The sequence below is a fragment of the Paraburkholderia jirisanensis genome (assembly GCF_054782355.1).
The window spans coordinates 793,658-816,357 of the sequence record NZ_BAAGSQ010000026.1; the positions used below are offsets into that span (position 1 = coordinate 793,658).

The 22,700-nt window shown below is 61.3% G+C and carries 21 protein-coding genes; 10 read left to right on the forward strand and 11 right to left on the reverse strand.

Features of this window, described 5'->3' with window-relative positions; translation table 11 throughout:
* Positions 1-100: 100 nt before the first annotated feature.
* The 6 genes from ACYVNQ_RS19895 (at position 101) to ACYVNQ_RS19920 (ending at position 6,594) form a co-directional block, all read left to right on the forward strand.
* A complete protein-coding gene (locus ACYVNQ_RS19895) occupies positions 101-1,372 on the forward strand; it encodes a Rieske 2Fe-2S domain-containing protein (protein WP_460904278.1) in 1,272 nt (423 codons plus the stop codon).
* Positions 1,373-1,374: 2 nt separating this feature from the next.
* Positions 1,375-1,854, forward strand: coding sequence for an aromatic-ring-hydroxylating dioxygenase subunit beta (locus ACYVNQ_RS19900; RefSeq protein ID WP_460904279.1), 480 nt, complete (start codon positions 1,375-1,377; stop codon positions 1,852-1,854).
* Positions 1,851-2,876, forward strand: a complete 1,026-nt coding sequence (locus ACYVNQ_RS19905) for a PdxA family dehydrogenase (RefSeq protein WP_460904280.1) — start codon at positions 1,851-1,853, stop codon at positions 2,874-2,876. The genes ACYVNQ_RS19900 and ACYVNQ_RS19905 overlap by 4 nt, the downstream gene beginning before the upstream one ends.
* Positions 2,877-2,904: 28 nt before the next feature.
* The gene (locus tag ACYVNQ_RS19910; protein ID WP_460904281.1) at positions 2,905-3,903 is read left to right on the forward strand and encodes a 2Fe-2S iron-sulfur cluster-binding protein; all 999 of its coding nucleotides are present in this window, start codon (positions 2,905-2,907) and stop codon (positions 3,901-3,903) included.
* Between the two features lie 57 nt (positions 3,904-3,960).
* Positions 3,961-5,316, forward strand: coding sequence for an MFS transporter (locus tag ACYVNQ_RS19915; RefSeq protein ID WP_460904282.1), 1,356 nt, complete (start codon positions 3,961-3,963; stop codon positions 5,314-5,316).
* A gap of 141 nt (positions 5,317-5,457) precedes the next feature.
* Positions 5,458-6,594 carry a porin gene (locus tag ACYVNQ_RS19920; protein WP_460904283.1) on the forward strand — a complete coding sequence of 379 codons (1,137 nt, stop codon included), beginning with the start codon at positions 5,458-5,460 and terminating at the stop codon, positions 6,592-6,594.
* An 8-nt stretch (positions 6,595-6,602) separates the two neighbouring features.
* Here the strand turns inward: ACYVNQ_RS19920 and ACYVNQ_RS19925 are convergent, their stop codons facing one another.
* Entirely contained in the window at positions 6,603-6,944 is a 342-nt protein-coding gene (locus ACYVNQ_RS19925) for a hypothetical protein (RefSeq protein ID WP_460904284.1), read from the reverse strand.
* A gap of 387 nt (positions 6,945-7,331) precedes the next feature.
* Between ACYVNQ_RS19925 and ACYVNQ_RS19930 the strand changes: the two genes are divergently transcribed.
* Complete coding sequence (locus tag ACYVNQ_RS19930; RefSeq protein WP_460904285.1) at positions 7,332-7,709, forward strand: DUF4148 domain-containing protein; 378 nt, start codon at positions 7,332-7,334, stop codon at positions 7,707-7,709.
* 112 nt (positions 7,710-7,821) lie between these two features.
* Entirely contained in the window at positions 7,822-8,418 is a 597-nt protein-coding gene (locus tag ACYVNQ_RS19935; RefSeq protein WP_460904286.1) for a rhomboid family intramembrane serine protease, read from the forward strand.
* A gap of 155 nt (positions 8,419-8,573) precedes the next feature.
* Here the strand turns inward: ACYVNQ_RS19935 and ACYVNQ_RS19940 are convergent, their stop codons facing one another.
* Positions 8,574-9,131, reverse strand: a complete 558-nt coding sequence (locus tag ACYVNQ_RS19940; protein WP_460904287.1) for a lipocalin family protein — start codon at positions 9,129-9,131, stop codon at positions 8,574-8,576.
* A 447-nt stretch (positions 9,132-9,578) separates the two neighbouring features.
* Between ACYVNQ_RS19940 and ACYVNQ_RS19945 the strand changes: the two genes are divergently transcribed.
* Positions 9,579-10,571 carry a hypothetical protein gene (locus tag ACYVNQ_RS19945; protein ID WP_460904288.1) on the forward strand — a complete coding sequence of 331 codons (993 nt, stop codon included), beginning with the start codon at positions 9,579-9,581 and terminating at the stop codon, positions 10,569-10,571.
* Positions 10,572-10,653: 82 nt separating this feature from the next.
* Here ACYVNQ_RS19945 and ACYVNQ_RS19950 read toward each other — a convergent pair whose 3' ends face one another.
* Both ACYVNQ_RS19950 and ACYVNQ_RS19955 read right to left on the reverse strand, forming a co-directional pair.
* Positions 10,654-12,228: a hybrid sensor histidine kinase/response regulator gene (locus ACYVNQ_RS19950; protein ID WP_460904289.1), complete on the reverse strand. Its 1,575-nt coding sequence runs from the start codon at positions 12,226-12,228 to the stop codon at positions 10,654-10,656.
* 11 nt (positions 12,229-12,239) lie between these two features.
* On the reverse strand, positions 12,240-13,763 hold the full coding sequence (locus tag ACYVNQ_RS19955) for an ATPase domain-containing protein (protein WP_460904967.1): 1,524 nt from the start codon (positions 13,761-13,763) through the stop codon (positions 12,240-12,242).
* 254 nt (positions 13,764-14,017) lie between these two features.
* On the opposite strand from ACYVNQ_RS19955, the gene ACYVNQ_RS19960 reads away from it, so the two are divergent.
* Complete coding sequence (locus ACYVNQ_RS19960; protein WP_460904290.1) at positions 14,018-14,617, forward strand: hypothetical protein; 600 nt, start codon at positions 14,018-14,020, stop codon at positions 14,615-14,617.
* An 86-nt stretch (positions 14,618-14,703) separates the two neighbouring features.
* Here the strand turns inward: ACYVNQ_RS19960 and ACYVNQ_RS19965 are convergent, their stop codons facing one another.
* From ACYVNQ_RS19965 to hisD, 7 genes are all read right to left on the reverse strand, one after another.
* On the reverse strand, positions 14,704-15,594 hold the full coding sequence (locus ACYVNQ_RS19965; protein WP_460904292.1) for an N-acyl homoserine lactonase family protein: 891 nt from the start codon (positions 15,592-15,594) through the stop codon (positions 14,704-14,706).
* 53 nt (positions 15,595-15,647) lie between these two features.
* Positions 15,648-16,193, reverse strand: a complete 546-nt coding sequence (locus ACYVNQ_RS19970) for a hypothetical protein (RefSeq protein WP_460904293.1) — start codon at positions 16,191-16,193, stop codon at positions 15,648-15,650.
* A 101-nt stretch (positions 16,194-16,294) separates the two neighbouring features.
* Entirely contained in the window at positions 16,295-17,536 is a 1,242-nt protein-coding gene (locus ACYVNQ_RS19975; RefSeq protein WP_460904294.1) for a sugar ABC transporter substrate-binding protein, read from the reverse strand.
* 90 nt (positions 17,537-17,626) lie between these two features.
* The gene (locus ACYVNQ_RS19980; protein ID WP_460904295.1) at positions 17,627-18,709 is read right to left on the reverse strand and encodes an ABC transporter permease; all 1,083 of its coding nucleotides are present in this window, start codon (positions 18,707-18,709) and stop codon (positions 17,627-17,629) included.
* Positions 18,702-19,688, reverse strand: coding sequence for an ABC transporter permease (locus tag ACYVNQ_RS19985; protein ID WP_460904296.1), 987 nt, complete (start codon positions 19,686-19,688; stop codon positions 18,702-18,704). Before ACYVNQ_RS19985 ends, ACYVNQ_RS19980 begins: the two co-directional genes overlap by 8 nt.
* Complete coding sequence (locus ACYVNQ_RS19990; RefSeq protein WP_460904297.1) at positions 19,685-21,217, reverse strand: sugar ABC transporter ATP-binding protein; 1,533 nt, start codon at positions 21,215-21,217, stop codon at positions 19,685-19,687. Before ACYVNQ_RS19990 ends, ACYVNQ_RS19985 begins: the two co-directional genes overlap by 4 nt.
* Before the next feature lie 157 nt (positions 21,218-21,374).
* Positions 21,375-22,688, reverse strand: coding sequence for a histidinol dehydrogenase (gene hisD / locus ACYVNQ_RS19995; protein ID WP_460904298.1), 1,314 nt, complete (start codon positions 22,686-22,688; stop codon positions 21,375-21,377).
* Positions 22,689-22,700 lie beyond the last annotated feature (12 nt).

A 22,700-nucleotide genomic window follows, 5' to 3' on the forward strand; every position in this document is an offset into this window, starting at 1 on the left:
ACACATTCAATCGAAGCCGTCAACGGATTCGCGCGGGCCACGCAACATCGCTCGCGGTCCGTATGGCCGACGAATTTCCGCAATACATGGAGCGAACAACTTGAACATCATCCCCATCAAGCCGGCGCCGCGCGCCAGCGTTGCGTGGCCGGCCGAAGGGCTGACGCGCGTGCCGTACACGCTGTTCCAGGACGAAGACGTCTACGCGGACGAGCAACAGGCGATCTTTCGCGGACCGAACTGGAGCTATCTGTGCCTCGAAGCGGAGCTGCCGGATGCAGGCGACTTTCGCAGCACCTTCGTCGGCGATGCGCCGGTGGTGGTCACGCGCGACGCCGACGGCGAGCTCTACGCATTCGAGAACCGCTGCGCGCATCGCGGTGCGCTGGTGTGTCTCGAAGACGAAGGCAACGCCAAAGACTTCAGCTGCGTGTATCACGCGTGGACCTACAACCTGCAGGGCGATCTGGTCGGCGTGGCGTTCAAGGATGGCATCGACGGCAAAGGCGGCATGAAGCCGGACTTCTGCCCGGGCGATCACGGTCTGCGCAAGCTGCGCGTCGCCACGCTGCATGGTCTCGTATTCGGCAGTTTTTCCGACGACGTGCCGCCGCTCGACGAATACCTCGGCGATGAAATCGTCGAACGCATCGCGCGTGTGCTCGAAGGCCGCACGCCGGTAGTGCTCGGACGCTTCACGCAGATGCTGCCGAATAACTGGAAGCTGTACTTCGAGAACGTAAAAGACTCGTATCACGCGAGCATCCTGCATCTGTTCTTCACGACCTTTCAGCTGAACCGCCTGTCGCAGCGCGGCGGCATCATCGTCGATGAGGGCGGTGGCCATCACGTCAGCTACTCGGCGGTCGACCACGCCGCGACGGCCAAAGCACAGGAGCCCGCCAGTGGCTATGCGCAGCAGAACATCCGCTCGGAAAGCGAGCATCGTCTCGAGGACACGTCGGTGCTGACCGGTATCGATGAGTTCGGCGATGGCGTCACGTTGCAGATTCTTTCAGTGTTCCCAGGCTTCGTGCTGCAGCAGATCCAGAACGCGATTGCCGTGCGTCAGATTCTGCCGCGCGGCGCACGGCAAACCGAGCTGAACTGGACCTATCTCGGCTTCGACGACGATACGCCGGAACTGCGCGAAATGCGTCTGCGGCAAGCGAATCTGGTGGGGCCGGCGGGCTATGTGTCGATGGAAGACGGCTGCGTGGGAGGTTTCGTGCAGCGTGGCATCGACGCAGCGGGCGACGCGAATTCGGTGCTCGAAATGGGTGGCGACAGCGCGCAAAGCAGCGCGAGCCGCGTGACCGAAGCTTCGATTCGCGGCTTCTGGAAGGCTTATCGCAACGCCATGGGGTATTGAGCATGACGCAAGACGTTCAGCAACTGATCGCCCGTGCGCAGGCGCAATACGTGCGCTGCATCGACGACGGCGATCTCGCAGAGTGGCCTGACTTTTTCACGCCGGCTTGCGTGTACAAGGTCACCACGGCGGACAACTATCGGCGCGGCCTCGCTGGCGCGATGATCTATGCGGCCTCGCGCGGCATGTTGATCGATCGCGTCGCGTCGTTGCGCGACGCGAACATCTACGAACGGCATAGCTACCGGCATGTGCTTGGGCAGCCGTTTGTGCTCAGCGACGACGGCAACGAGGCCCGCAGCGAAACCTCGTTCATGGTCGCGCGCATCATGCGCGACGGCAGCACCGATCTGTTTGCGACGGGGCGCTATTGCGACGTGTACGTGCGCAATACGCACGAGGCGCATGAAGTGAAGTTGCGTGAGCGCATCGTCGTATGCGACAGCTCGCGCATCGACACGCTGCTGGCGCTGCCGCTATGACGGCTGCAACTGCAATGACGATCGCGCTTGCGATCGGCGATCCGAACGGTATCGGCCCTGAGCTTGCGGTGAAGGCCGCTATTGCGAACTCGCGTACGCCGGGTGTGCAGCCGCGCCTGGTGCTGTTCGGCGACAGCCATGTGGTTCGCTGGTATGCGCAGCGTTGTGCGCCTGATCTTGCGGTGCGCGAAGTGCGAGCCGGCGCGTTGCCTGAAGTCGATGCAAATCTGCTCGACGTGGTGGACGTCGTCTCGCTCAGCAAGGCCTCGTTCGCGCCAGGCCAGATCGCCGCAGCGGCTGGCACCGCGACGCTCGCTTACGTGGCCGCCGCGTTGCAGGCCGCGCGGGCCGGATACGCGGATGCGGTCATCGCCTGCCCGCATTCGGAGACGGCGATCAATGCATCGGGCGTGCGCTTTGCCGGCTATCCGGGCTTCGTCGCGCAGCAAATGGGCATGGCCGAAGACGAAGTATTCCTGCTGCTGGTTGGCGGGGGGCTGCGCATCGTGCATGCGACGCTGCACGAAGGTATCGCCGGCGCGCTTGCACGACTCGATCGCCCGCTGATCGAACGCGCGGCGCGTGCCGCAGTAGCGGCGCTGCAACGAATGGGCATCGCGCAGCCGGTGGTCGGGCTGATGGGCATCAACCCGCATGCGGGCGAGGGTGGACTATTCGGCCGCGAGGACATCGAGGTCACCGAGCCCGCCGCGCGCGCGTTGCGTGACGACGGTATGGCGGTGCTTGGGCCGCAAGGCGCGGATCTGCTGCTGACCAATCAGGACGTCGACGTGCACGTCGCGATGTATCACGACCAGGGGCACATTCCGGTGAAGCTGCGCGCGGGTCGTCATTCGGCGGCACTGTCGATCGGTGCCGGCGTGATTTTTTCGAGTGTGGGCCATGGCAGCGGCTTCGACATAGCCGGCCAGTTGCGGGCCGACCCTGCGCCATTGCTCGGCGCAGTGCGGCTCGTGTCGACCGGCACCGTACCCGTGCCGGCCGCAGGCGAGCACCACTGAGCACGCACAGACAGAACATCGAGGTCATATGTTGGATTATCGGATTTCCATCGCGCAAAGCGATATCGCATTTCCGTGCGCGGCCGGCGAGACGCTGCTCGACGCCGCCGAACGCGCGGGTTACGCAGTGCCGTATTCGTGCCGCAAAGGCGTGTGCGCAACCTGCGAGGGCGGCGTGCTGACGGGTGCGGGCCGTTCGCCGGTGCAAGGCGACGTCGCAGGCCCCGCAGAGCGCGTGTTGCTGTGTTGCCTGCGTCCGTCATCGGATATGACGATCGAGCCGCGCAAGATCGAAAAGCGCGAACCCGTGCAGCGCAAGACGCTCGACGCGTCCGTATACCGCGTCACGCAGCCGGCGGCCGACGTCAGCGTGCTGCAACTGCGCTTGCCGACGGGAGTGCGTGCGAGATTCAGCGCCGGCCAATATCTACAGATCGAACTCGAAGACGGCACGCGTCGTAACTATTCGATGGCCAATCCGCCGCATGAAAGCGACAACGTGCAATTGCACGTGCGCCACGTGCCCGGCGGCAAATTTTCAGAGGGCGTGCTGCGCGGCATCGACAAGGGCCACAAGCTGCGCATCGAATTGCCGTTCGGCGAATTCACGCTGCGCGCGGACTCCGTCAAACCGGCGATTCTGCTGGCCACCGGCACAGGCTTTGCACCGTTGAAGTCGATTGTCGAAGACGCCATCAAACGCAAGCTGGCGCGGCCGCTTTACCTGTATTGGGGGGCGCGCCGTACCGCGGATCTGTATCTGGCCGGGCTCGCGCAGAAGTGGCATGACAGCGGCAAGCTGCGTTTCGTGCCGGTGCTATCCGAAGCCGATGCAACGTGGAGCGGCCGGCGCGGCCTCGTGCACGAAGCGGTGCTGGAAGATTTTCCCGCGCTTGCCGGCCATGAAGTCTACGCATGCGGCAATCCGGCGATGACGAGCGCGGCCCGCGACAGTTTCACACAAGCCGGTTTGCCCGAAGCGGACTTCTTCAGCGACGCGTTCGTACACACCGATATCAGCGTCTAGCGCCCGGCACACCGTTTCATTCCCGACAATACGCAAATTACAAAGGAGACAAACATCGTGGCAGCACCTCCCATCGACGTCGCCGACGTCATCGAACGCCAGAGGGTCGGCAAAGGACAGTGGCTCGTCGTGCTGCTGTGCGCGTTGCTGATGTTCCTCGACGGATTCGACACGCAGGCCATCAGCTATATCGTTCCCGCGTTGTCGCGCGACTGGCATCTGCCGCGCGAGATCCTCGGCTCGATTTTTTCCGCGGCGCTGGTCGGCCTGATGATCGGCTATCTGGCAATCGCGCCGCTGTCCGCGCGCTTCGGCCACAAGCGGATGATGCTCGCAAGCACGCTGCTGTTCGCCGTGTTCACGATGCTCACCGTGTGTGCGACCAATGTCACCGAACTGATCGGCCTGCGCTTTCTGACCGGCATCGGGCTGGGCGCTGCTGCGCCGAGCGCAGTCGCGCTGACCTGCGAATTCGCGCCGAAGCGGTTGCGCTCTACGTTTGTGCTGCTCGTCTATTGCGGCTTTTCGCTTGGCTTTGTGGTCGCGGGGCTAGCGGCCGGCTCGCTGATGCCGGTGTACGGCTGGAAATCGCTGATGGTAGTAGGCGCGGTCGCACCGCTTGCGCTGATGGCTGCGCTGGCATGGCTGCTACCCGAATCGCTGGCGTTTTTGCAGCGGCGCGCGGATGGCAGCGAACGGATGCGCGCGGTATTCATGCAACTGTTCCCGCGCTTTTCCGCGCCACCCGGCAGTGTGTTCGTACTCGAAGACCAGCAGCAATCGCGCGCCAGCGTGGCGGCGCTGGTCAAAGGGCACACGTCGCTCGGCACGCTGCTGCTGTGGCTGATTTTCTTTCTGAACCTTGCCGAGTTCTATTTCATCCAGAGCTGGTTGCCGACCATGCTGACCGGGCTGCAATACGCGCCATCCACGGTGGTCTGGATCACCGCGCTGCCGACGATTGCCGGCGTGCTTTCCGCGGTGCCGCTAGGTCTTGCGATGGACCGTGTGGGCCCGTACGTGACACTCACTGCGATGTACATCGCGGGCGCCGTGTTTATGTGGCTGGTCGGCGGTGCGTTTGCGGGCAGCGTGGCGTGGCTGATGGTCACCGTGTTCTGTGCGGGCTTTTGCATCAGCGGCGGGCAGAAGAGCGTGATTGCATTGGCTGCTGTGTATTACCCGCTGAACCTGCGTTCGACCGGCGTGGGCTGGGCACTCGGCATCGGGCGGCTCGGCGGCATCGCGGGCCCGCTGATTGCCGGCATGCTGTATTCCGCGCATTGGACGCCTGCCGAGATCTTCCGCTTCTCGGCGTTGCCGGTGCTGGTGGCGGGAGCCGGTGTGCTGGCGATGGGCCGCATCTACGGCACACGCAACGCACGCGCGGCGCACGCGCATTCCACGCAATAGGGCAACGCGGCGGCCGGCAGCGTTGATTTGCAGTACCACGCTCCACCTGTCTAGCTACTACTAACAATCATTCTGGCGATACCGGTTGCTTTCCCGTTGCGAGAGACGGGAAGGCAGGGATTCGTCTTGTCAAAAGAGACCATGAAAAAGCACTTGATAGCAGCTGCGAGCCTGATGACGCTCGCGGGGATCGCGCACGCGCAAAGTTCCGTCACGCTGTATGGCTTCGTCGACGCGGGCCTCGTCTACGTGAACAATCAGTCCGGTCACGCGAACATCGAGTCGATCACCGGCCAGACGAGCGGCAGCCGCTGGGGGCTGCGCGGCGCCGAGGATCTCGGCAATGGCCTGCAGGCAGTTTTCACACTCGAAAACGGCTTCGATACATCGAATGGAAAACTGCTGCAAGGCGGCCGCGAGTTCGGCCGGCAGGCGTTCGTCGGCGTTGCCAGCAAGCGCTTCGGCACACTGACGCTCGGTCGCCAGTACGATCCGATGACCGAGCTGATTGGCGCGATCGCCGCGACTTCGATGTGGGCATGGGTCGGCACGCATCCGGGCGACTTCGACAATCTGAACTCGACGTTCCGCGTCAATAACGCGATCAGGTATGAGACGCCGCGCTTTTACGGATTGCAGGCGAGCGGCATCTTTGCGCCGGGCGGCGTGGCCGGCAACTTTGCGTCGAGCCGGATCTATACGTTCGGGCTTTCGTATGTGAATGGGCCGCTGACCGCTGCGCTCGCTTACGACAACGTCAACAACCCGTCGGTGTCCACGCTCGACAGCGCGCTTTCGCCGGGGCAGGCGGGATACACGACGCCAGCGCGCAGCCCGGAATATAGCGGGTATGCGTCGGCGAACGTGTGGCAAATTTTTGGCGCCGCGGTGTCGTACAAGGTAGGGCAGGGTAGCGTTGCGTTCGTTTATACGAACACGCGCTTCCAGGATATCTTGCGCACGGCATCGACGCCGAATACGGGTACGGCGGTGTTCAACAGCTACGAGGTGAATGGTCGGTACTTCGTCACGCCGGCTTTCATGATCGGCGCATCGGCCGACTACACGAAGGTGCGAGACGCACACTATGTGCAGGTGGACTTCGGACCGAACTATGCGTTGTCGAAACGCACCGATCTGAATCTGGTTGGAATCTGGCAGCACGCGTGCGGCGTCGATTCGACCGGGCACCGGGCGGTGGCCGCGATCAGCACGCTCGGGCAGTCCTCGACCGCGACACAGGTGGCTGTGAAGGCTTCGTTACGGCATCGGTTCTGAGTGGTGCTTCATGACGCGCTCCGCGTGGATGCGGCTTTATGCTGGACCAATCTGGCCTCAGATTTTTGGGGCAGATCGGCGGTGGTGAGCTCACGCGGCTGAAAGAGCTCGCTTGCCAGGTCCGGCCTTCCTCTTTGGTTGAGCCTTTCCTGAAGCAACTCGGTAAACAATTTGATATCTCCCGGACCATGCGCTCCCATGAATGTCGACAGGATTTCGCGCAAGGCTGTTTCTCCAGTTTCGCGCGAGAGGGTGCTGGCAATGATTGACGAACCACGGCTGAGCTCAACGTGGTAAATCGTTTGCGCCACGCGGCGCTCAGACAGACTGAATTTTCGCGGGGTTTTCATACAAAAGGACTCGATCGTACGTTTCGCATGTTGGGCGACACGCGCACGCCGATTGGGTGCGCGAACGAGACACAGACCTGTCCTGGAAGGCGAAGCTTGCGTCTTCACTGTACATACGGTGAACACGCCCGACCGGATGCAGCGCGCCGCGATTTTCTTGCCAGAAGCCGTAAGCGAACGGGTCGGCGTTACCGTTGCCGATTGAGTCGCGCTAGTGGGCCCTCAAGCGCGAGGAAATCCACGACGTTCGCGGTCCGGTTGTTGCGAGAAAAGACAACATTCATTTGTTTTGGTGGGGCTTATTGAGAGCGAGGTCTGGCCCTAGACTGTATGCACTGAAACGCAAACGGGTGTTTGCGGAAAAAACAAAGTCTGGAGGTAGTGATCATGAAGCTCGTTCAATCGCTCGTTGTTGCCGCTGTTCTTGCCATCCCTGCCGTGTCGTCGTTCGCTCAATCCAACCAGCCTGTTACCCGCGCCGAAGTGAAGGCGCAACTGGTCCAGCTCGAAAAGGCTGGTTATCAGCCGGGTGCTGGCGATCGCACGCAATATCCCCGCGATATCCAGGCAGCCGAAGCGCGGGTGAGCGCTGAAAGCGGTGCGGTTAATGCCGTTGGCGGCGTCGCAGATGGCACGTCGGCGTCTGGCACCCACCACCCACTGCGTTCGTTCGACCACGCAGTCGCGAATCTGGGCCACAAGGTGAAGGCATCGATCCGCCCGGACGCGAACGACGGAATGAAGCCAGTGTATTTCGGTTCGTAAAATGGCCGTAGCAGCCTGAGTCGTCAGGCGGACAAATTCGAGGCGCGCAGTGATCTGCGCGCCTTTTGCTTATATGATCCGCAGGGTTGCCCAACCTTTCCCGGCTCTCCTGATGAGTAACAGAATCCGCCTCCTCGGCAATCAGCTGAAGGCTCGCGTCACCTTGCTGGCATTGTTCGTTGGCTCCATGTGGGCGGTGTTCTTTGTGTCGGCTGCTTTTCCATGGCTGCGTCTAACCGACCATGGCGTCGTGCCTCGTACGTTTAGCGGATTACAGGGGATACTTTTCGCGCCCTGGTTGCACGCAAATCTCCGGCACATTCTGGCGAACACGGGCGGTCTGCTGATTCTCGGGTGGTTGTGTACCTGGCCGCGACTTTCAAATTTCTGGGTTGCCACGATTGGCGCAATGCTTGGCGCCGGCATCTGTGCATGGCTACTGGGTGCTCCATACTCGGTTCACATTGGCGCGAGCGGTTTGGTATTTGGCTATGCCGCCTATCTGATTGCTCGAGGCTGGTACACACGCGAGGTTCTTTCGGTGCTCGTTGCCTTGTTTGTCCTCGGCGCATATGGACTGAGTCTGTTCGTCGGCGCGCTGCCCATCACGCCAGGCGTATCCTGGCAGAGCCACCTCGGTGGGGCGATCGGCGGCCTGCTGGCGGCCAGAGCAACGAGGCGGTTTCCCGTTACCGTGAACATGCGGTGATCGAACAGGCAGTCGACGGCAAGCTGGATGGGCAGGTGATCAAGCGCGAGAAATTCTCGATGGCGGCGGGCTGAGCCGTGACTTCCTGAACTGCTCGCCATCTACCTCCGCGTCATGTTGCAGGTGCGAATGCAGTCGCGCTCGCGGCGGGTGTTCTAATGCTGCGTCAATCTCAGCATCGTCGTGTCATAGCCCAAAGAGCGCGCGCGATCGAACAGCATCTGAGCGAGCGGCCCGGCTGGTTTGGGCTCTCGGGTCAAGATCCACAGGTACCTCCCGGAGGGTTCGCCGACGATCGACCAGCTGTAGTCGTCCGCATGATCAAGCACCCAGTAGTCACCCCAGAATGGTCCAAAGAAAGACACGCGCAACCTGGCATCGTTGCTTCCGGGCGTGACCTTCGCGCGTCCCTTTGAGCTTCGCTGTTCGCCGCCCACCCGTCCCTGCTGGCACGTATTCAACACCGATATCAAGCCATCCGGCCGTTTGCCATATTCGGCGGTCACCGCCTCGCAACCTCGTTCGAAGCGGTTCTCATAGCGCGCGAACTCGTACCACTTGCCAAGGTACCTATCCAGATCGACCGGCTTGACCGGCTCGGGGACCCGATCGTTTCCCGACACGCCGCCTGAAATTGCCGCGCACGACGCCAGCAAGACCGTGCCAATGGCGACTCCCAATCCCAAAACGGCGATTTTCTTGACCGATTTCATATCGTCTCCCAAGGCCAATACCGGCACTCGATCTCGTCGACGTCCCTGGAGCCTGCGTCGCCAGGCCGTGAAGGCGTGGGCGCAATAGCCATGCCTGGCGCCTGCGCACATCAGACATCTGGCCCAGCAATGATCGCCATGTCAGGTTGAACTGATTAAATCTACGAACTTATGAAGATCATCGATTTATGAAACTTCCCGGCTATGTGCCAACCGGCGAGCTGAGGCAAACTACTATCGATAACTGAACACTAAACCGGTATCAATGCTTCGATACGCTTACAAAATTAGAACCCTTCGATGACAATACTTTCCAGAAGCAGTCGTCTATCTCCGGCAGGCATCGGCACGCGATCGCTGCGACCACGGTTGTCATTGTGCGCATTCGCGGCAGTCATCGCAGGTTGCGGTGGCGGCGCTGGTTCATCGGGTCCGGCATCTGCAGCCATGCCGACCGCGTCGCTGCAACACATTCTGTTTGTCGGCGACAGCTTTACGCACGGGAGATACGCTCCCGTAAGGCAATACAATTCCGGAGGCATCCAGACTACATCCGGGTCTGCGCTGGTCGTCGACGAAAATTTTGGACAGACTGGCAGCCGGGCCGAGCTGGAATCGGGACCTTGGGGAGGTATCCCCGGCATCTTTGCCGAACTCGCAGTCGAAAGCCACCTTGCTTTCGATGTGCATATCGAAGCCATTTCGGAAACCAGCCTTGCCAAAAATTTCGCCGCCGCATCAGACGTGATCGATCAGCCCAAATGGAACGCGGTCGTTCTTCAGGAGCTGAGCACGAAGCCGCTTCCGTCGTCCCTTACGGGCAGCACCGTTAGCGATCCTGCGGGGTTTTGCTCAAGCGTCGCCACGATTGAAAAAGGCGTGCATGGCGCAGCACCGTCCGCAAGCGTCTACCTTTACGAGCCGTGGGCCCGTGCAGACCTGGCGCAATCGTTAAGCGGCACACCGGGAACGACTGGCTTTCACGATCGATACGAATCCAACCTCGAAACGCTCGCCAACGCCAATCACAATGCCTATTACAGCGCCGCCGCTCACGATGGCGCTATCAAGGCAGTAGCCCCTGCCGGCGAAGCGTGGCAGACGGCCTGGGCCGATGGAATCGCAAACTCAGACCCGTTTGCTTCGTCTACGTTGCCGCTGCTCTGGTACGGCATCAACGCCGTCAATGATCCCGCTATCACCGCGCCGGACTTTAGCCATCCGAGCGTTTTTGGCGCTTATCTGAGCGGGCTGGTGCTATTTGAGCAGATCACCGGCACTGACGTACGCGTGCTTGGGTCAAGCGAGGTTGCTGCCTCGCAACTCGGAATTCCCGCGACTATAGCGGCACAGTTGCAGCAGATTGCGTGGCAAACCGTCAACAGCGAAAATCCGGCCCCGATCGGGCAGACTGTCGACCCTTGCACGGAGTCCAGTTAGCGATACCTCGCTGGTGTGGAGGGGCGACGACTCGAACTGCGCTTTTCTGCGTTAGATGAAGCGCCGACTCGGGTCATCGCTCCTATGCTGTCCCACTGCGCCGCGACGTCGCCGGCTCACCGAACAGCGCCATCAGATTTCCAGGCTCGATCGGTTTGACCAGATGATGATCGAAGCCCGCATTCCTCGAGCGCGCCACGTCGTCCGGCTGGCCGTATCCCGTGATGGCGATCAGAATAGCGTCCGCCATCGCCGGCATTTCTTTTAACCGGCGCGCAACCTCATAGCCGTCCATCCCGGGCAGTCCGATATCCAGCAATACGACATCAGGCTGCTGGGTTCGACATTCGTCCAGCGCGCGCGGCCCGTCAGGCGCGGTGCGTACATGATGGCCGCTCAATTCCAGCAGGGTCGCAAGTGAACTGGCCGCATCGTCATTGTCGTCGACCACGACGATGTGCAAGCGGTGCGGCTGCAACCGCGCGGTGCGCGTCGGGAGAGTGTTCGCATGTGCCGGTGCCTGCACCACAGGCAGCGTGACCGAGATGCGCGTACCCATCCCGAGTCCGCCGCTTCGTGCCTCGACGGTACCGCCATGCATATGGACCAGAGATCGGACTACCGAAAGGCCAATCCCAAGACCGCCCTGGGCGCGATCCAGGGCCCGGTCGGATTGCGAAAACAGCTCGAAGACTTCAGGGAGTTCGTCGGCCGAAATACCCGTGCCGTTATCCTCGACGGACACGACAACGCGATGCGCATCGGGCGCGGCGTGAATTTCGATCCGGCCGCCATCGGGTGTGTATTTGGCCGCGTTATCCAGCAGGTTTCCGAACACCTGCGCCATCCGCGTCGGGTCGGCATTCAGGTAAACGGGGCGATCTGGCAGCTTCACGACGAGCTCATGCTGGCGCGCATCGATAGAGAGTTTCGCCACGTCAATCGCAGCGGTGAGGATCGATCCCAGTTCGATCGTGTCGCGTTTCAGGCTGACCTTGCCGGTCGTGATACGCGATACGTCCAGCAGATCCTCCAGCAGATTCGCCAGATGCCGGCTCTGGCGTTCGATAATTTCACGCGCCCACCGCACGCGCGGAGGCAGCACGCCATCCGCGATGCGGATGGCTTCCGCAGCATTGCGAATCGGCGCGAGCGGATTGCGCAACTCGTGTGCGAGCATCGCGAGAAACTCGTCCTTCTGACGTGCGGCACTCAGCAGCTGCGCATTCGTGGCGGCCCGTTCCGCAATCATCTCGCGCGCCTGGTATTGTCGCCGTCTCGCCCTGAGTGCACTGCGCGCTGCGCTGACGAGTGCCTCGCCGCTCACGGGCCGTTCGATCAGCATCACGTTTCCCAGCACCTCGAGGCGGCGACCTTCCGCGGTCAGCACGCCCTTCTTGCCATTGCCAACCAGCAACACAAAGGGGAAATCAGACCAGGGAGGCTGTGCGCCCAGCCACGCACTGAGCAAGTGCAGAGCGCGCGAATCCAGCGCTTCATCGGCGATCAACGCGCACGCAGCCCCTTCGTTCAACAATGTCACCAGACGGCCGATATCAGCGCACACGACGCATTCCATCGCCTTACCGGAAAGCACATGCGCTACCACCTCGGCATCCCGGCCACGCGGCGCGACAATCAATATCCGCTCTTCCAAAGCGCCGCTCCTCAGCCGTCTGACCGTTCACTGAGCAGGGCCTCACCACCGCGATACGATGGCAACCCGGCGAGTACGCCTTCAAAGTCTTTCAACGGTCGCCCGACACGCAGGCCACCGGGCTGAATGCGAAACTCGCGTATCGTGCGTTCATGCTCGCTCGTGCGGCTCTTGACGACCGACAGAGCCGACAGCACTTCGCCGGCGCTTTCAAAGAATCTGAACAGCAACAGCGCATCGCTCAGATAGCTGAGATCGATATCCGATGCCACGTTGCCGATCAACCCGTGCTGGCCTAGCACCATCAGCGTAGTGATGCCCTGCTGGTTCAGGTAGCTCAGCAGCTCATGCATCTGCAGAAGCAGGTAGCGATGTCCCGGCATCGCCTGCATATACGCGTTCAGACTATCGATCACGACCATTGACGCACCGGCCTGTTCGACTGCCTCGCGCACGAGCGTCGCAAACTGCCCGGGGGACATTTCCGCGGGGTCGATCTGCTGCAGCAGCAGTTGGCCACTTTCGATGTAGCTGTCCAACGCCATGTCGAGCTGCCTCGACCTCGTCATCAGGGTTCCCAGCGTTTCGTCGAACAACAGGTATTTGACGCTTTCGCCACGCTCCAGCGCGCTCAGAACGCAGCGCACCGCGGTGGTGGTCTTGCCGGCGCCCGAGGGTCCGATCAGCAGCGTGCTGGTGCCAGGAACGAGCCCGCCGCCGAGTAGCGCATCGAGCTCCGGCACTCCGGTTGACTGCGCAACGTTCACGAATTCCCGGCGGTGTGCGGCCGCAACCAGGCGCGGAAACACCGTAATGCCACCGGTATCGAGCGTGAAGTCATGTTTGCCCCCGACAAACTTGATGCCGCGCATTTTGACGACACGCAACCGGCGTTGTTCGGTGCCATATTCCTGCACCGTCTGGTCAAGCTCGATCACGCCGTGCGTAATGCTATGCAGCTGCAGATCGCCTAACTGCGAAGTCTTGTCGTCCAGCAGCCATACGGTGCAGCCTCTGGTCGAGAAGAACTGCTTTAACGCCAGAACCTGCCGGCGATACTTCAGCGCATCCTGCGCGAGCAATCGCAACTCCGACAGGCTGTCGAACACGACGCGGCGTGGATTGAGATCCAGCACCTTGCGCCGCACCTCGTCGACGGTTTCGCCGAGTTCGACTTCGGATGGATGCAGGATGGACTGCCCGGCGTCCTCGTTGAGCCCTTCTTCGCTAATGAGCTCGTGGATCGCGAGGCCATCCAGCGACCAGTTATGGGATGCTGCGACCGCCCGCAGTTCGGCTGCCGTCTCCGACAGCGTGATGTATAGCCCCGGCTCGCCGCGCCGCAGGCCTTCGAGTAGAAAATGCAGGCCGAGCGTAGTTTTTCCCGCCCCGGGTACGCCCTCGACCAGATAGACCCGATTGCCGATCAGACCGCCGTTCAGCACATAGTCCAGCCCGGCCACGCCGGTCGAGATTCGTTCTGACACGCCTTCGATATGGGTTGCGTGGGACGCCCCGCCCTCTATTAGCTGCATGATTGTTTCCGTATTGATAGTGCAGAGCGCTGTTCCCTGCAAAAAGTGTGCCGAATTGGCGCGTGCCTGATTTCCGCGTGAGCGAGTCCGGGCGAGGTGGAAGGAATTCAGGCAGCATTGGAGCCCACTGAAACTCGTCCCCATGCAATAGAGAGGTCATCCCTATGTTTTCGTTTCGCTTGCTAGCTGCGGCCACAAGCGTTGCCGCGTTGCTCGCTACTACACCTGCGCTTGCCAGTTCGCTGCCGGCACGGTTGCGCGGCACGATCACCGCAATCGATGAAAGCGGGATCACGCTCGACGAGCGGGACGGCCGCACGTTCAGACTCGGAACCGGAGCGGGCACGGCATACGCCGATATCGTGCCGTCGAGCCTCGATGAGATCAAGGCGAATGACTACATCGGCTCAGCCGTGAAAGGATCGCGGGATCACCTGATTGCGGTCGAAATCGCGTTGGTGCCGCAGAAGATGCAAGCCGGCCGCATCGGCTATTACGCGTGGGATCCACTACCGGACACGTCCGGCATCCAGAGCTCGGGTGTAACGGATACGACGATGACCAACGGTGTGGTTTCAGCTGGATCGACGGCCGCGCCCGCGCTTACGAACACGACCATGACTAACGGCACGGTCGTTGCCGGCCACGACGGCGCAGTGGGCCGTACGCTGACGGTGAATCTGGTTGGCGATAAACCCGTCAACATTCTGGTTTCATCTGCCGCGCCTGTGGTCCGGTTTGTTCCTTCCAGCCGGTCGACGATTTCAGTGGGGTCGGCCGTCGTGGTCTGGACTCAACCGGGCAACCTGGCAAGGCTTGTCGCCGTAGGGAAGGGCGTCGCGCCGCCAATGTAAGACGCGTCTCAGGGAGCTGCCGCCGGGAGCCCGCCGCCTCGCCAGAAGCAAAGGCAAGCGGGCCCGTTACATCGCTACCCCATGCTTCACTTCACCATCGATTGATGTCCGGCGGCGACGCATATCTCGCTGATCCGAAGTTCATTCTGTGTGATTCGCGAAGGGAAGGTATCGCGCAGACGCTCCTCGTGAACAGGAATCACACGTCGCATTTCGTACTGGACCGACTTCATCATGGCTTCGGTTGCGAACAGAAGATTCTGCTGGCTCCCCACCGCAAGACCGACCGGGTTGTACATCTTTTCGATGCCAACGGCCGAGCCATCGAATTCCATGTTCTCGAACACGTAGACAAGGTCGCCTGCCAGTACCCAGCTATCTTTCGAAGGTTGCTGGCCGTCATTGCGAACGTGCACCCACTGGCTGCCATACGTATGGCTATCGAATGCCGCGTGCAGGTCGATGCCGGGCAGCACGTTCTCGCGATCGCCGTCGACGGCTACGAGGCGTCCCTGTCGTGCGAGGTCGACTATGCGCAGGATGTCCGCAGGATCGACCGCGCCCATCAACCAGCGCATCCGGTCGGGCAAGGACATGGCCCAGATCCACTTCGACAGCTCGCGCTCCTGGATATAGAAGGTGGCGTTTGGAAAATCTTCGATGTTGCCGAGATGGTCGAAATGCGCGTGCGTGATGAACACGGTATCGACCTCTTCGGGCTTGACGCCGCATTCAGCCAGAACGTCTTTGGGCGAATGCCAGTTCTCGACGCCAAAACGGTTGCCAAGCGTGGCGCCGTATTCCTTGTTGTTGTATCCGACGTCAACCATGGCAACGTGGCCGTTGCCCTTGATCAGCACATAGCAATACGGCAGTTTTACGTATCCCTGATTGTGCGCGCCATAGATCACCCCACTCTTGTGATACTTCGTGACATAGCTGTACTCGAGCACCCAGACTGAATAATCTGCACCCACGTTCATCTCCTGTTTGGTTATCTTGATCGTTTACTGCGCTTGCACGGGCTGGTTTAGCCGTTGCAACAACAGCACGCCTGGTTGAAGTCCACGGGATTCAAACCGAGTGACGCATCCGAGGCCCAGCGCACCAATGCGTTTGCACGTTTGAGCCGGTCGGTCCATGTCGATACCTGCTCACGGACCTGCGCCGCTCCCGACTTCGGGTTCGAGAACTGGTCCGTCACTTCGCCGACGATGGACATTGCGCGACACAGCGCCCAGTGGCGACGCGCAGCGCCGTCCGGCGGGTTGATCGAGCGGATCATGTCCGAACACTCGCGGGCGCGTTCCAGCGGTGTCGTTACGGCTTCAAAGTCGGGATCGAAGCGGCCGCGTATTTGAGCCAGCAGACACAGTCCGGCGAGCTGGCCGATCAGACGTCCAAGGCCGTCGTAGAGTGGGCGCACCGCTAGTGCATACGCAATCAGCTCGTCCTGAGTGGCGGAGATATCGCTGAGTGGATCGGTGTCTTCCGGCGGAACGTCCAGTGCATCGCAGCCCGTGAGATGAACGAGCGGCTTCTCCAGTTCTTGCTGGTGTGTAGATGTGAGGACCACAGTTGTCTTCCTCCTTTCTGAGTGGGGCGGCGGGGCGCCCGATCACTCGAGTGCCCCGTCCGTTTCCGGCGGCAGGAAATTCGCTGTATGACTTGACCGTGTTACTTGACTGCGGCCGACACCTTGGTCAGCTTGTAGGCATCGGCGCGCTGCGAGCACTTCTGGCAGTTGATCCCCGGCTGATCAGGCGCGGCGATAACGGCATCCGCAGGCAACGGCTGGATCGTTTGACCCGGCGTCGCCTCACCTTTGAGCGCGGACTGCAGAGACAGTTCGGGCAGCAGCCGGGAATTGAACACTTCCGTCACGAACGAATCAGGCACCTTCCCTGCGGGGAAGGTATTGCAGCCGTTTTCCGGTTTATCGCCGGCGCATACCTTGACCTGATTTCCCGGTACCCAAGGAAGCGGATATTCGATGTTGTGCGTATCGAGCTTCCGCTTTCCTTGCAGCACTTCCATCATCAGCTTGAAGGCGAAAGCCGCGGTTGCGGGAGGCGAACCTGACGAAACGCCTTGCAGGCCATTGGCACGCATCTCGGGGTTCGCCAGTGCGAGGCGGAAGCCATTCGAATTTTCGCCGGTAACCGGGACCAGTTTCTTACCCGCAGCCTGCAGTGCCTTGATGGCGCCATTCTCGCCAGCCTGTGCCCAGATACCGTCGACATCGGGATGCGCGGCGAGTGCCTTGGCGGTTTCCTGCTGCGTGGTGCGGTCGTCCCAATAGCCGTAATATTCGGCGACGACATGAATGTCCGGATATTGCTTGAAGACACTCATTGCGCCGTCCGTGTGGCGCTTGTCGACCGAGTTGCCCGGCACGCCGCGGCTCAGGAAGATGTTGCCCTTACCGTGCAGCGCGTTGACCAGTTGCTGCGCGGTGTTTTCGCCGAATCCCGCCGTGATGTAGCTCACGTTATAGGCGCACGGCTCGGTTACGGTCCCGTCGTACATGAAGAACAGCGTGCCTTTCTCGCAGCCGCGCTTCACGGTACGGTTCAGTGCGGTCGGCGAGATCGGGAAGCTGATCACGCCGTCCGCGTTGGCGGCGATCATGCTCTCGTACGCTGAAATCTGCGCTTGCACATCGGTGCCGGAGATGACTTCTCGCAGTTCGACGAGTTTGTCGTAAGGCGGCGTTTTTGCCAGCGCCTTGACCACGTTCGCCGCTTCCGACTGCCACGCGTTGCCGCTATAGCTCAGGCTGAGATAGATCAGATACTTGTCTTTCTTAGGCTTGGCCTGCGCATTGGCCGCGCCAATGCCGTAATTCGCAGCAAGCGCCACGGCGCCCAGCAATGCGCCGGCAGCGATCCAGCGCTGTACGCGTTTCAAGGTTTTCATCACATGTCTCCTTGGCAGAAATGCCTGTCTAATGTGTGGTGACTTGTCAGCCACCACCTTTCTTGCAACGCTTCGAATACACCTGCAGCTTCAGATCCGGATCGCCTTCGAGCGGCGGCGCCTTGCCATGGAGCGCACCCAATCCAGCGCGCATTCGTGTTGCAGCAGGATGGCCGCGAGAATCAGCCCGCCGGAAATCATGGTTCGCCAACCCTGCGCGAGCCCGAGGGAGGTGATGATCATGTCGAAGATCGTCAGCAGGATCGCGCCGCCGATCGTTCCAACGAAGGTTCCGCGCCCACCGAGAATGGATGACCCGCCGATGACGACGGCGGCGATCGACGGCAGCAGATAAGGGTCGCCCATACGCAGCGTCGCGCCGTTCGAGTAACCGACCAGCATCATCCCGGTGAATCCGGCGAACGCGGCAGATAGCGCGTAGGTCGATACCGTCATGACATTGATGCGAATCCCGGCGATCCTCGCTGCTACCGCGTTGCTGCCCATTGCGTACAGTCGCTGGCCAAACGAGGTGCGCGACTGGACGAACGCAGCGATCACGCAGAACACGACGACGAACAGGTTCACAAGGGGAAGCCCAGCGATGCGTCCTGACATCAGCGTGACGAGCGAAGCGGGCGCTGCGCCGCCCGGTGTGCCGCCCGTGACGCCAAGGCATAGGCTGTAGACGATGATCCCCGATGCCAGCGTCATGATGAACGCGGGAATCCGCAATAGCGTGATACCCAGCCCGTTGATCACACCGACAGCAGCGCACACCGCGAGAATCGCAGGAATCTGCCACCATGCGCCGCTCGCGGAGAGCGTGCTCATCCATGCTGCGGTCAACACGCCGCCAAGCGTGATCACTGACGGGATCGACAGGTCGAGACCTCCGATCAGCACGGTCAGCCCCTGGCCATACGAGACCACGATCAGAAATGAAGCGAGCGTGACAATGGTCAGGAGTTGATGAAGGCTGCCGAACTCCGGATTGATCAGGCGCGAGAGCAGCAATGCGGCGATACAAACCACGAACACGCCCGCAGCACTGACCGTTTCGCGTTGCCATTTCACGGCGCCACGCTTGTCTTCACCCCGAACCAGAGTGTCAGCCGCCGGGCCGCCGGGCTGAGCATTGGTGTTCGTGCCACTCGCTTTCGAGTCAAGCATGACGGCGGCTCCTGCGTGCAAGGTATGTGATCAGATTGACGAAGATCACCGCCACCACCATGACGAAGCCTTGAAACAGTCCGATATAGAAAGACTGGACACCCGAGGAGAACAACACTTTCTGAAGCAGCATCAGCGTGGCAGCGCCGATCATGCTGCCGTAGAGACTGCCTTGCCCGCCCGAGAATGCCGTGCCGCCGAGGGCGACCGACGCGAAGACCAGCAGCATCAGCGGCGCGCCTGCGTTCGGATCGCCGGACGCAGTCTGTGCCGAGAGCATGAAGCCCGCCACGCCATAAAGCGCACCCGCCAGCACAAACGCGATGCACCGGGTCCGCTTGACGTCGATCCCCGAAAGCGCCGCGGCCGTCTGGTCCTTGCCGACCGCATACAGCGCAACGCCGGTATCGGTTCGACGGAACACGGCCCAGAGTAGTGCGACACCTATTGCTACGAGACCTGACGCAGGTACGATGCCCCATAGATTGTTGGTGAGCGTGTCGCTGATCCAGTCGGACACGCCGCCACCCGGTGCGTCGAGCACGACGAGCGCAAGACCGCGCGTGACAATCATCATCGCGAGTGTGACCGCGATCGATTGCAGGCCGCCATACGCAACCAGAATGCCATTGCAAAGGCCCACTGCGGCGCCGATGCCGACTGCAATAAGCAGGCTTATCAGTGCGCCGCTCGCGCCGTCGAGCGGATGCGTTGCCAGTACGACATTGACGAGCGACAACACGCCCGCGACGGAAAGATCGAATCCGCCGAGAAGAATGACAAATGTCGCACCGGCCGCCGCAATCGCGAGCGGGATCGTGTTGTTGACCAGATCGCTAAACGCGGAGACGGACAATGCGCCAGCCTCGATATGCGAATACACCGCGTACAGGATGACGTACAGCGCGATCACCATCGTGACGCCATTGGTCAATATGCCGCGAGCGAATGAGAAATCGGGACGCGCGCGCGTGCTCATGCTGCGCTCCTGATTGCGCTGCCCTCGACGTGTCCGGTCGCAGCCGCCACGATGCGACGTTCTTCGATCTCGCTACCTTCGAGTTGAGTGACGATTCGACCGTCGTACACGACGAGGCACTGGTCACATAGCTGAACGATTTCGGAAAGCTCCGACGAGTAGAGCAGAACGGCGCCGCCGTCAGCGGCGTAGTTCTGGATAGCTTCGTAGATGGCCTGCTTCGTTCCGACGTCGACACCTCGTGTCGGATCGAACAGAAGGAGCGTACGGGCTCCGGTGCTGAGCACTCTGGCCAGCAATGCCTTTTGCTGGTTACCGCCGGAAAGCTCGCCGATCTGAAAGTTGAAATAGCGATCCGCGAGGTCGACACGGCTGGCCACGTCCCGCATCAGCTTTAGCCCGCGGGCACGACGTACCACGCCGAGCCGCGACACCTTGCTCATCGCGCCGAGTGTGACGTTGTGCTGCACCGACAGTGTCGGGAAAATGCCTTGCGTCTTGCGTTCTTCGGGCAGTAGCGACACCTCGATACCGGCTCTGAGCGCATGAGCGGGCGAACGCACCCGAACGGACTTGCCGTCGACGCGAATGTCGCCGGACCTGACCGGTGTCAGTCCGAATAACGCATGGAACAGATCGCCCTGGCCCTGGCCATCGAGTCCGGCGACACCGACGATACCGCCGACAGGTACGCTAAAGGAGGCACCCTTGATGTCTCCGGCGTGCAGGTCCGTCACGCTCAGACGCGCTTGCCCCGTCTGTTGCAACACGGAGCGATCGCGCGTGAAGGACGCGAGACTGGTCCCCACCATCATCTCGAAGATGGCCGCATCGTCGGTCTTGCCGAGTTCGGTGGTCGCAATGCTGCGGCCGCTGCGCAGCACGGTGCCACGTGCGCAGAGCTCGCGAATTTCATTGAGCCGGTGCGAGATGTAGAGCACCGCGGTGCCGCGCGCGGTCTCCGCACGTATCAAAGCAAACAGCCAGTCGGTCGACGACAATACCGCTGTGGGTTCGTCGAGAATCAGCAGCTTCGGATGCTTGCTGATGGCGCGCACGATTTCGAGCCGCTGGCGATCGGCCAGTGTCAGTTGCGAAACCGGCGTGCGAGGGGCGAGATCGAGCCCATATCGCGCGAGGATCTGTACGGCCTGATCCTCGTTATCGCGCCGCGAAATCAGGCGCAGTGTTCCTTTCTTCAGCGCGGGTAGTGCGAGATTTTCCGCAACGCTCAGGTTGGGCAGCAGGCTCAATTCCTGGAATGCCGTGGCGACGCCCTGTTCGCGTGCCGCAAGAATCGACTCTGGCGTATACGTCCGGCCAAGCAGTTCGGCGGAACCGGCATCGGGCTGCACGACGCCGCTTAGAATCTTTACGAGCGTCGATTTGCCGGCCCCGTTTTCGCCAAGCAGCGCGTGCACTTCGCCCGGCAGAATCGTGAAGCTCACGCCGCCCAGCGCGATGGTCGGCCCATATGATTTTTGCAGGCCCGTTACGTTCAGCGTAGGAACCACAGTTGCGGTTTCCATCACTGTTGTCTCCTTTGTGGTGGGGCGGGCTCGCCCGAAATACGCGCTCAGGCTGCGGTCCGGCGCAATCTTCGACGTGACCCCTTCGCGGTTTTTCCGTCCAGACGCAAGCCTGGAAGAGTGGGCAACCTATCTCTGATCACGCGCGGCGGCTGGCTCAGGCGGGCACCGCAGTGCCATAAGGCACGTCGCGGTTTCCGTAACGACGCACACGCAGATTGGCCTGCTCGCCATGGGCGATCATCCCTTCGAGCGCGCAAAGCCGCGAGCAATAGGAGCCGATCATCGCACTGGCTTCATCCGTCAGTACCTTCTGGTAGGTACAGGTCTTGATGAACTTGCCGACCCACAGGCCACCGGTATAGCGGGCTGCCTTGCCCGTCGGCAGCGTGTGATTCGTTCCGATCACCTTGTCGCCGAACGCAACATTGGTGCGCGGACCAAGGAACAGCGCGCCGTAATTCTTCATGCGGTTGAGGAAGTAATCCGGGTCGCGCGTCATGACCTGCACGTGCTCCGATGCGATCCGGTCGGCTTCCTCGACCATCTCGTCGAGCGTGTCGGTGACGATGACTGCGCCGAAGTCGCGCCACGACACACCCGCGGTATTCGCGGTGGGAAGAATCTTCAGGATGCGTTCGACTTCGGCGATCGTGTCGTGCGCCAGCTTCATCGAATTGGTCAACAGGATGGCGGGCGTATTGAAGCCGTGTTCGGCCTGGCCCAGCAGATCGGTCGCGCACATCTCGGCGTCGACGCTGTCGTCCGCAATAATGAGCGTCTCGGATGGGCCCGCGATCAGGTCGATGCCGATTCGCCCGAACAACTGCCGTTTTGCCTCGGCCACGTACGCGTTGCCCGGCCCGACGACCATCGATACAGGCTGGATCGTTTGCGTTCCCAAGGCCATCGCAGCGATTGCCTGAACACCGCCGAACGTATAGATCTCATCCGCGCCGCCGAGATGCATGGCCGTCACGATAGCCGGGTTGGGCCTGCCCTGAACGGGTGGCGATGCCGCGATAATACGAGGCACGCCTGCGACGTCTGCCGTCACGACGCTCATATGAGCCGACGCGACGAGCGGAAATTTACCGCCGGGCACGTAGCAGGCCACGCTATCCACCGGCATGTTCTTATGACCGAGAACCACGCCCGGTAGCGTCTCGACTTCGATGTCGCGGATCGATTCGCGCTGTGCCCGCGCGAAGTTGCGCACCTGCGCCTGAGCGAATTTGACGTCTTCGAGCTGTCCGGGGGAGAGAGCGCGCACGCACGCAGCAATTTCATCTTCGGTCAGGCGAAAGCTTTCCGGCGACCACTCGTCGAACTTTTTCGAAAGCCTGGCGACAGCTTCGTCACCCAGCTTTGCAACGTCGGCAAGAATGCCCGTGACGGTATCGCGCACCTTGTCGGCATCCTGCAATGACTGTTCGGCGCTACGGCCGTGCTTCAGATATTGGATGGCCATGTGTCGTGTTTC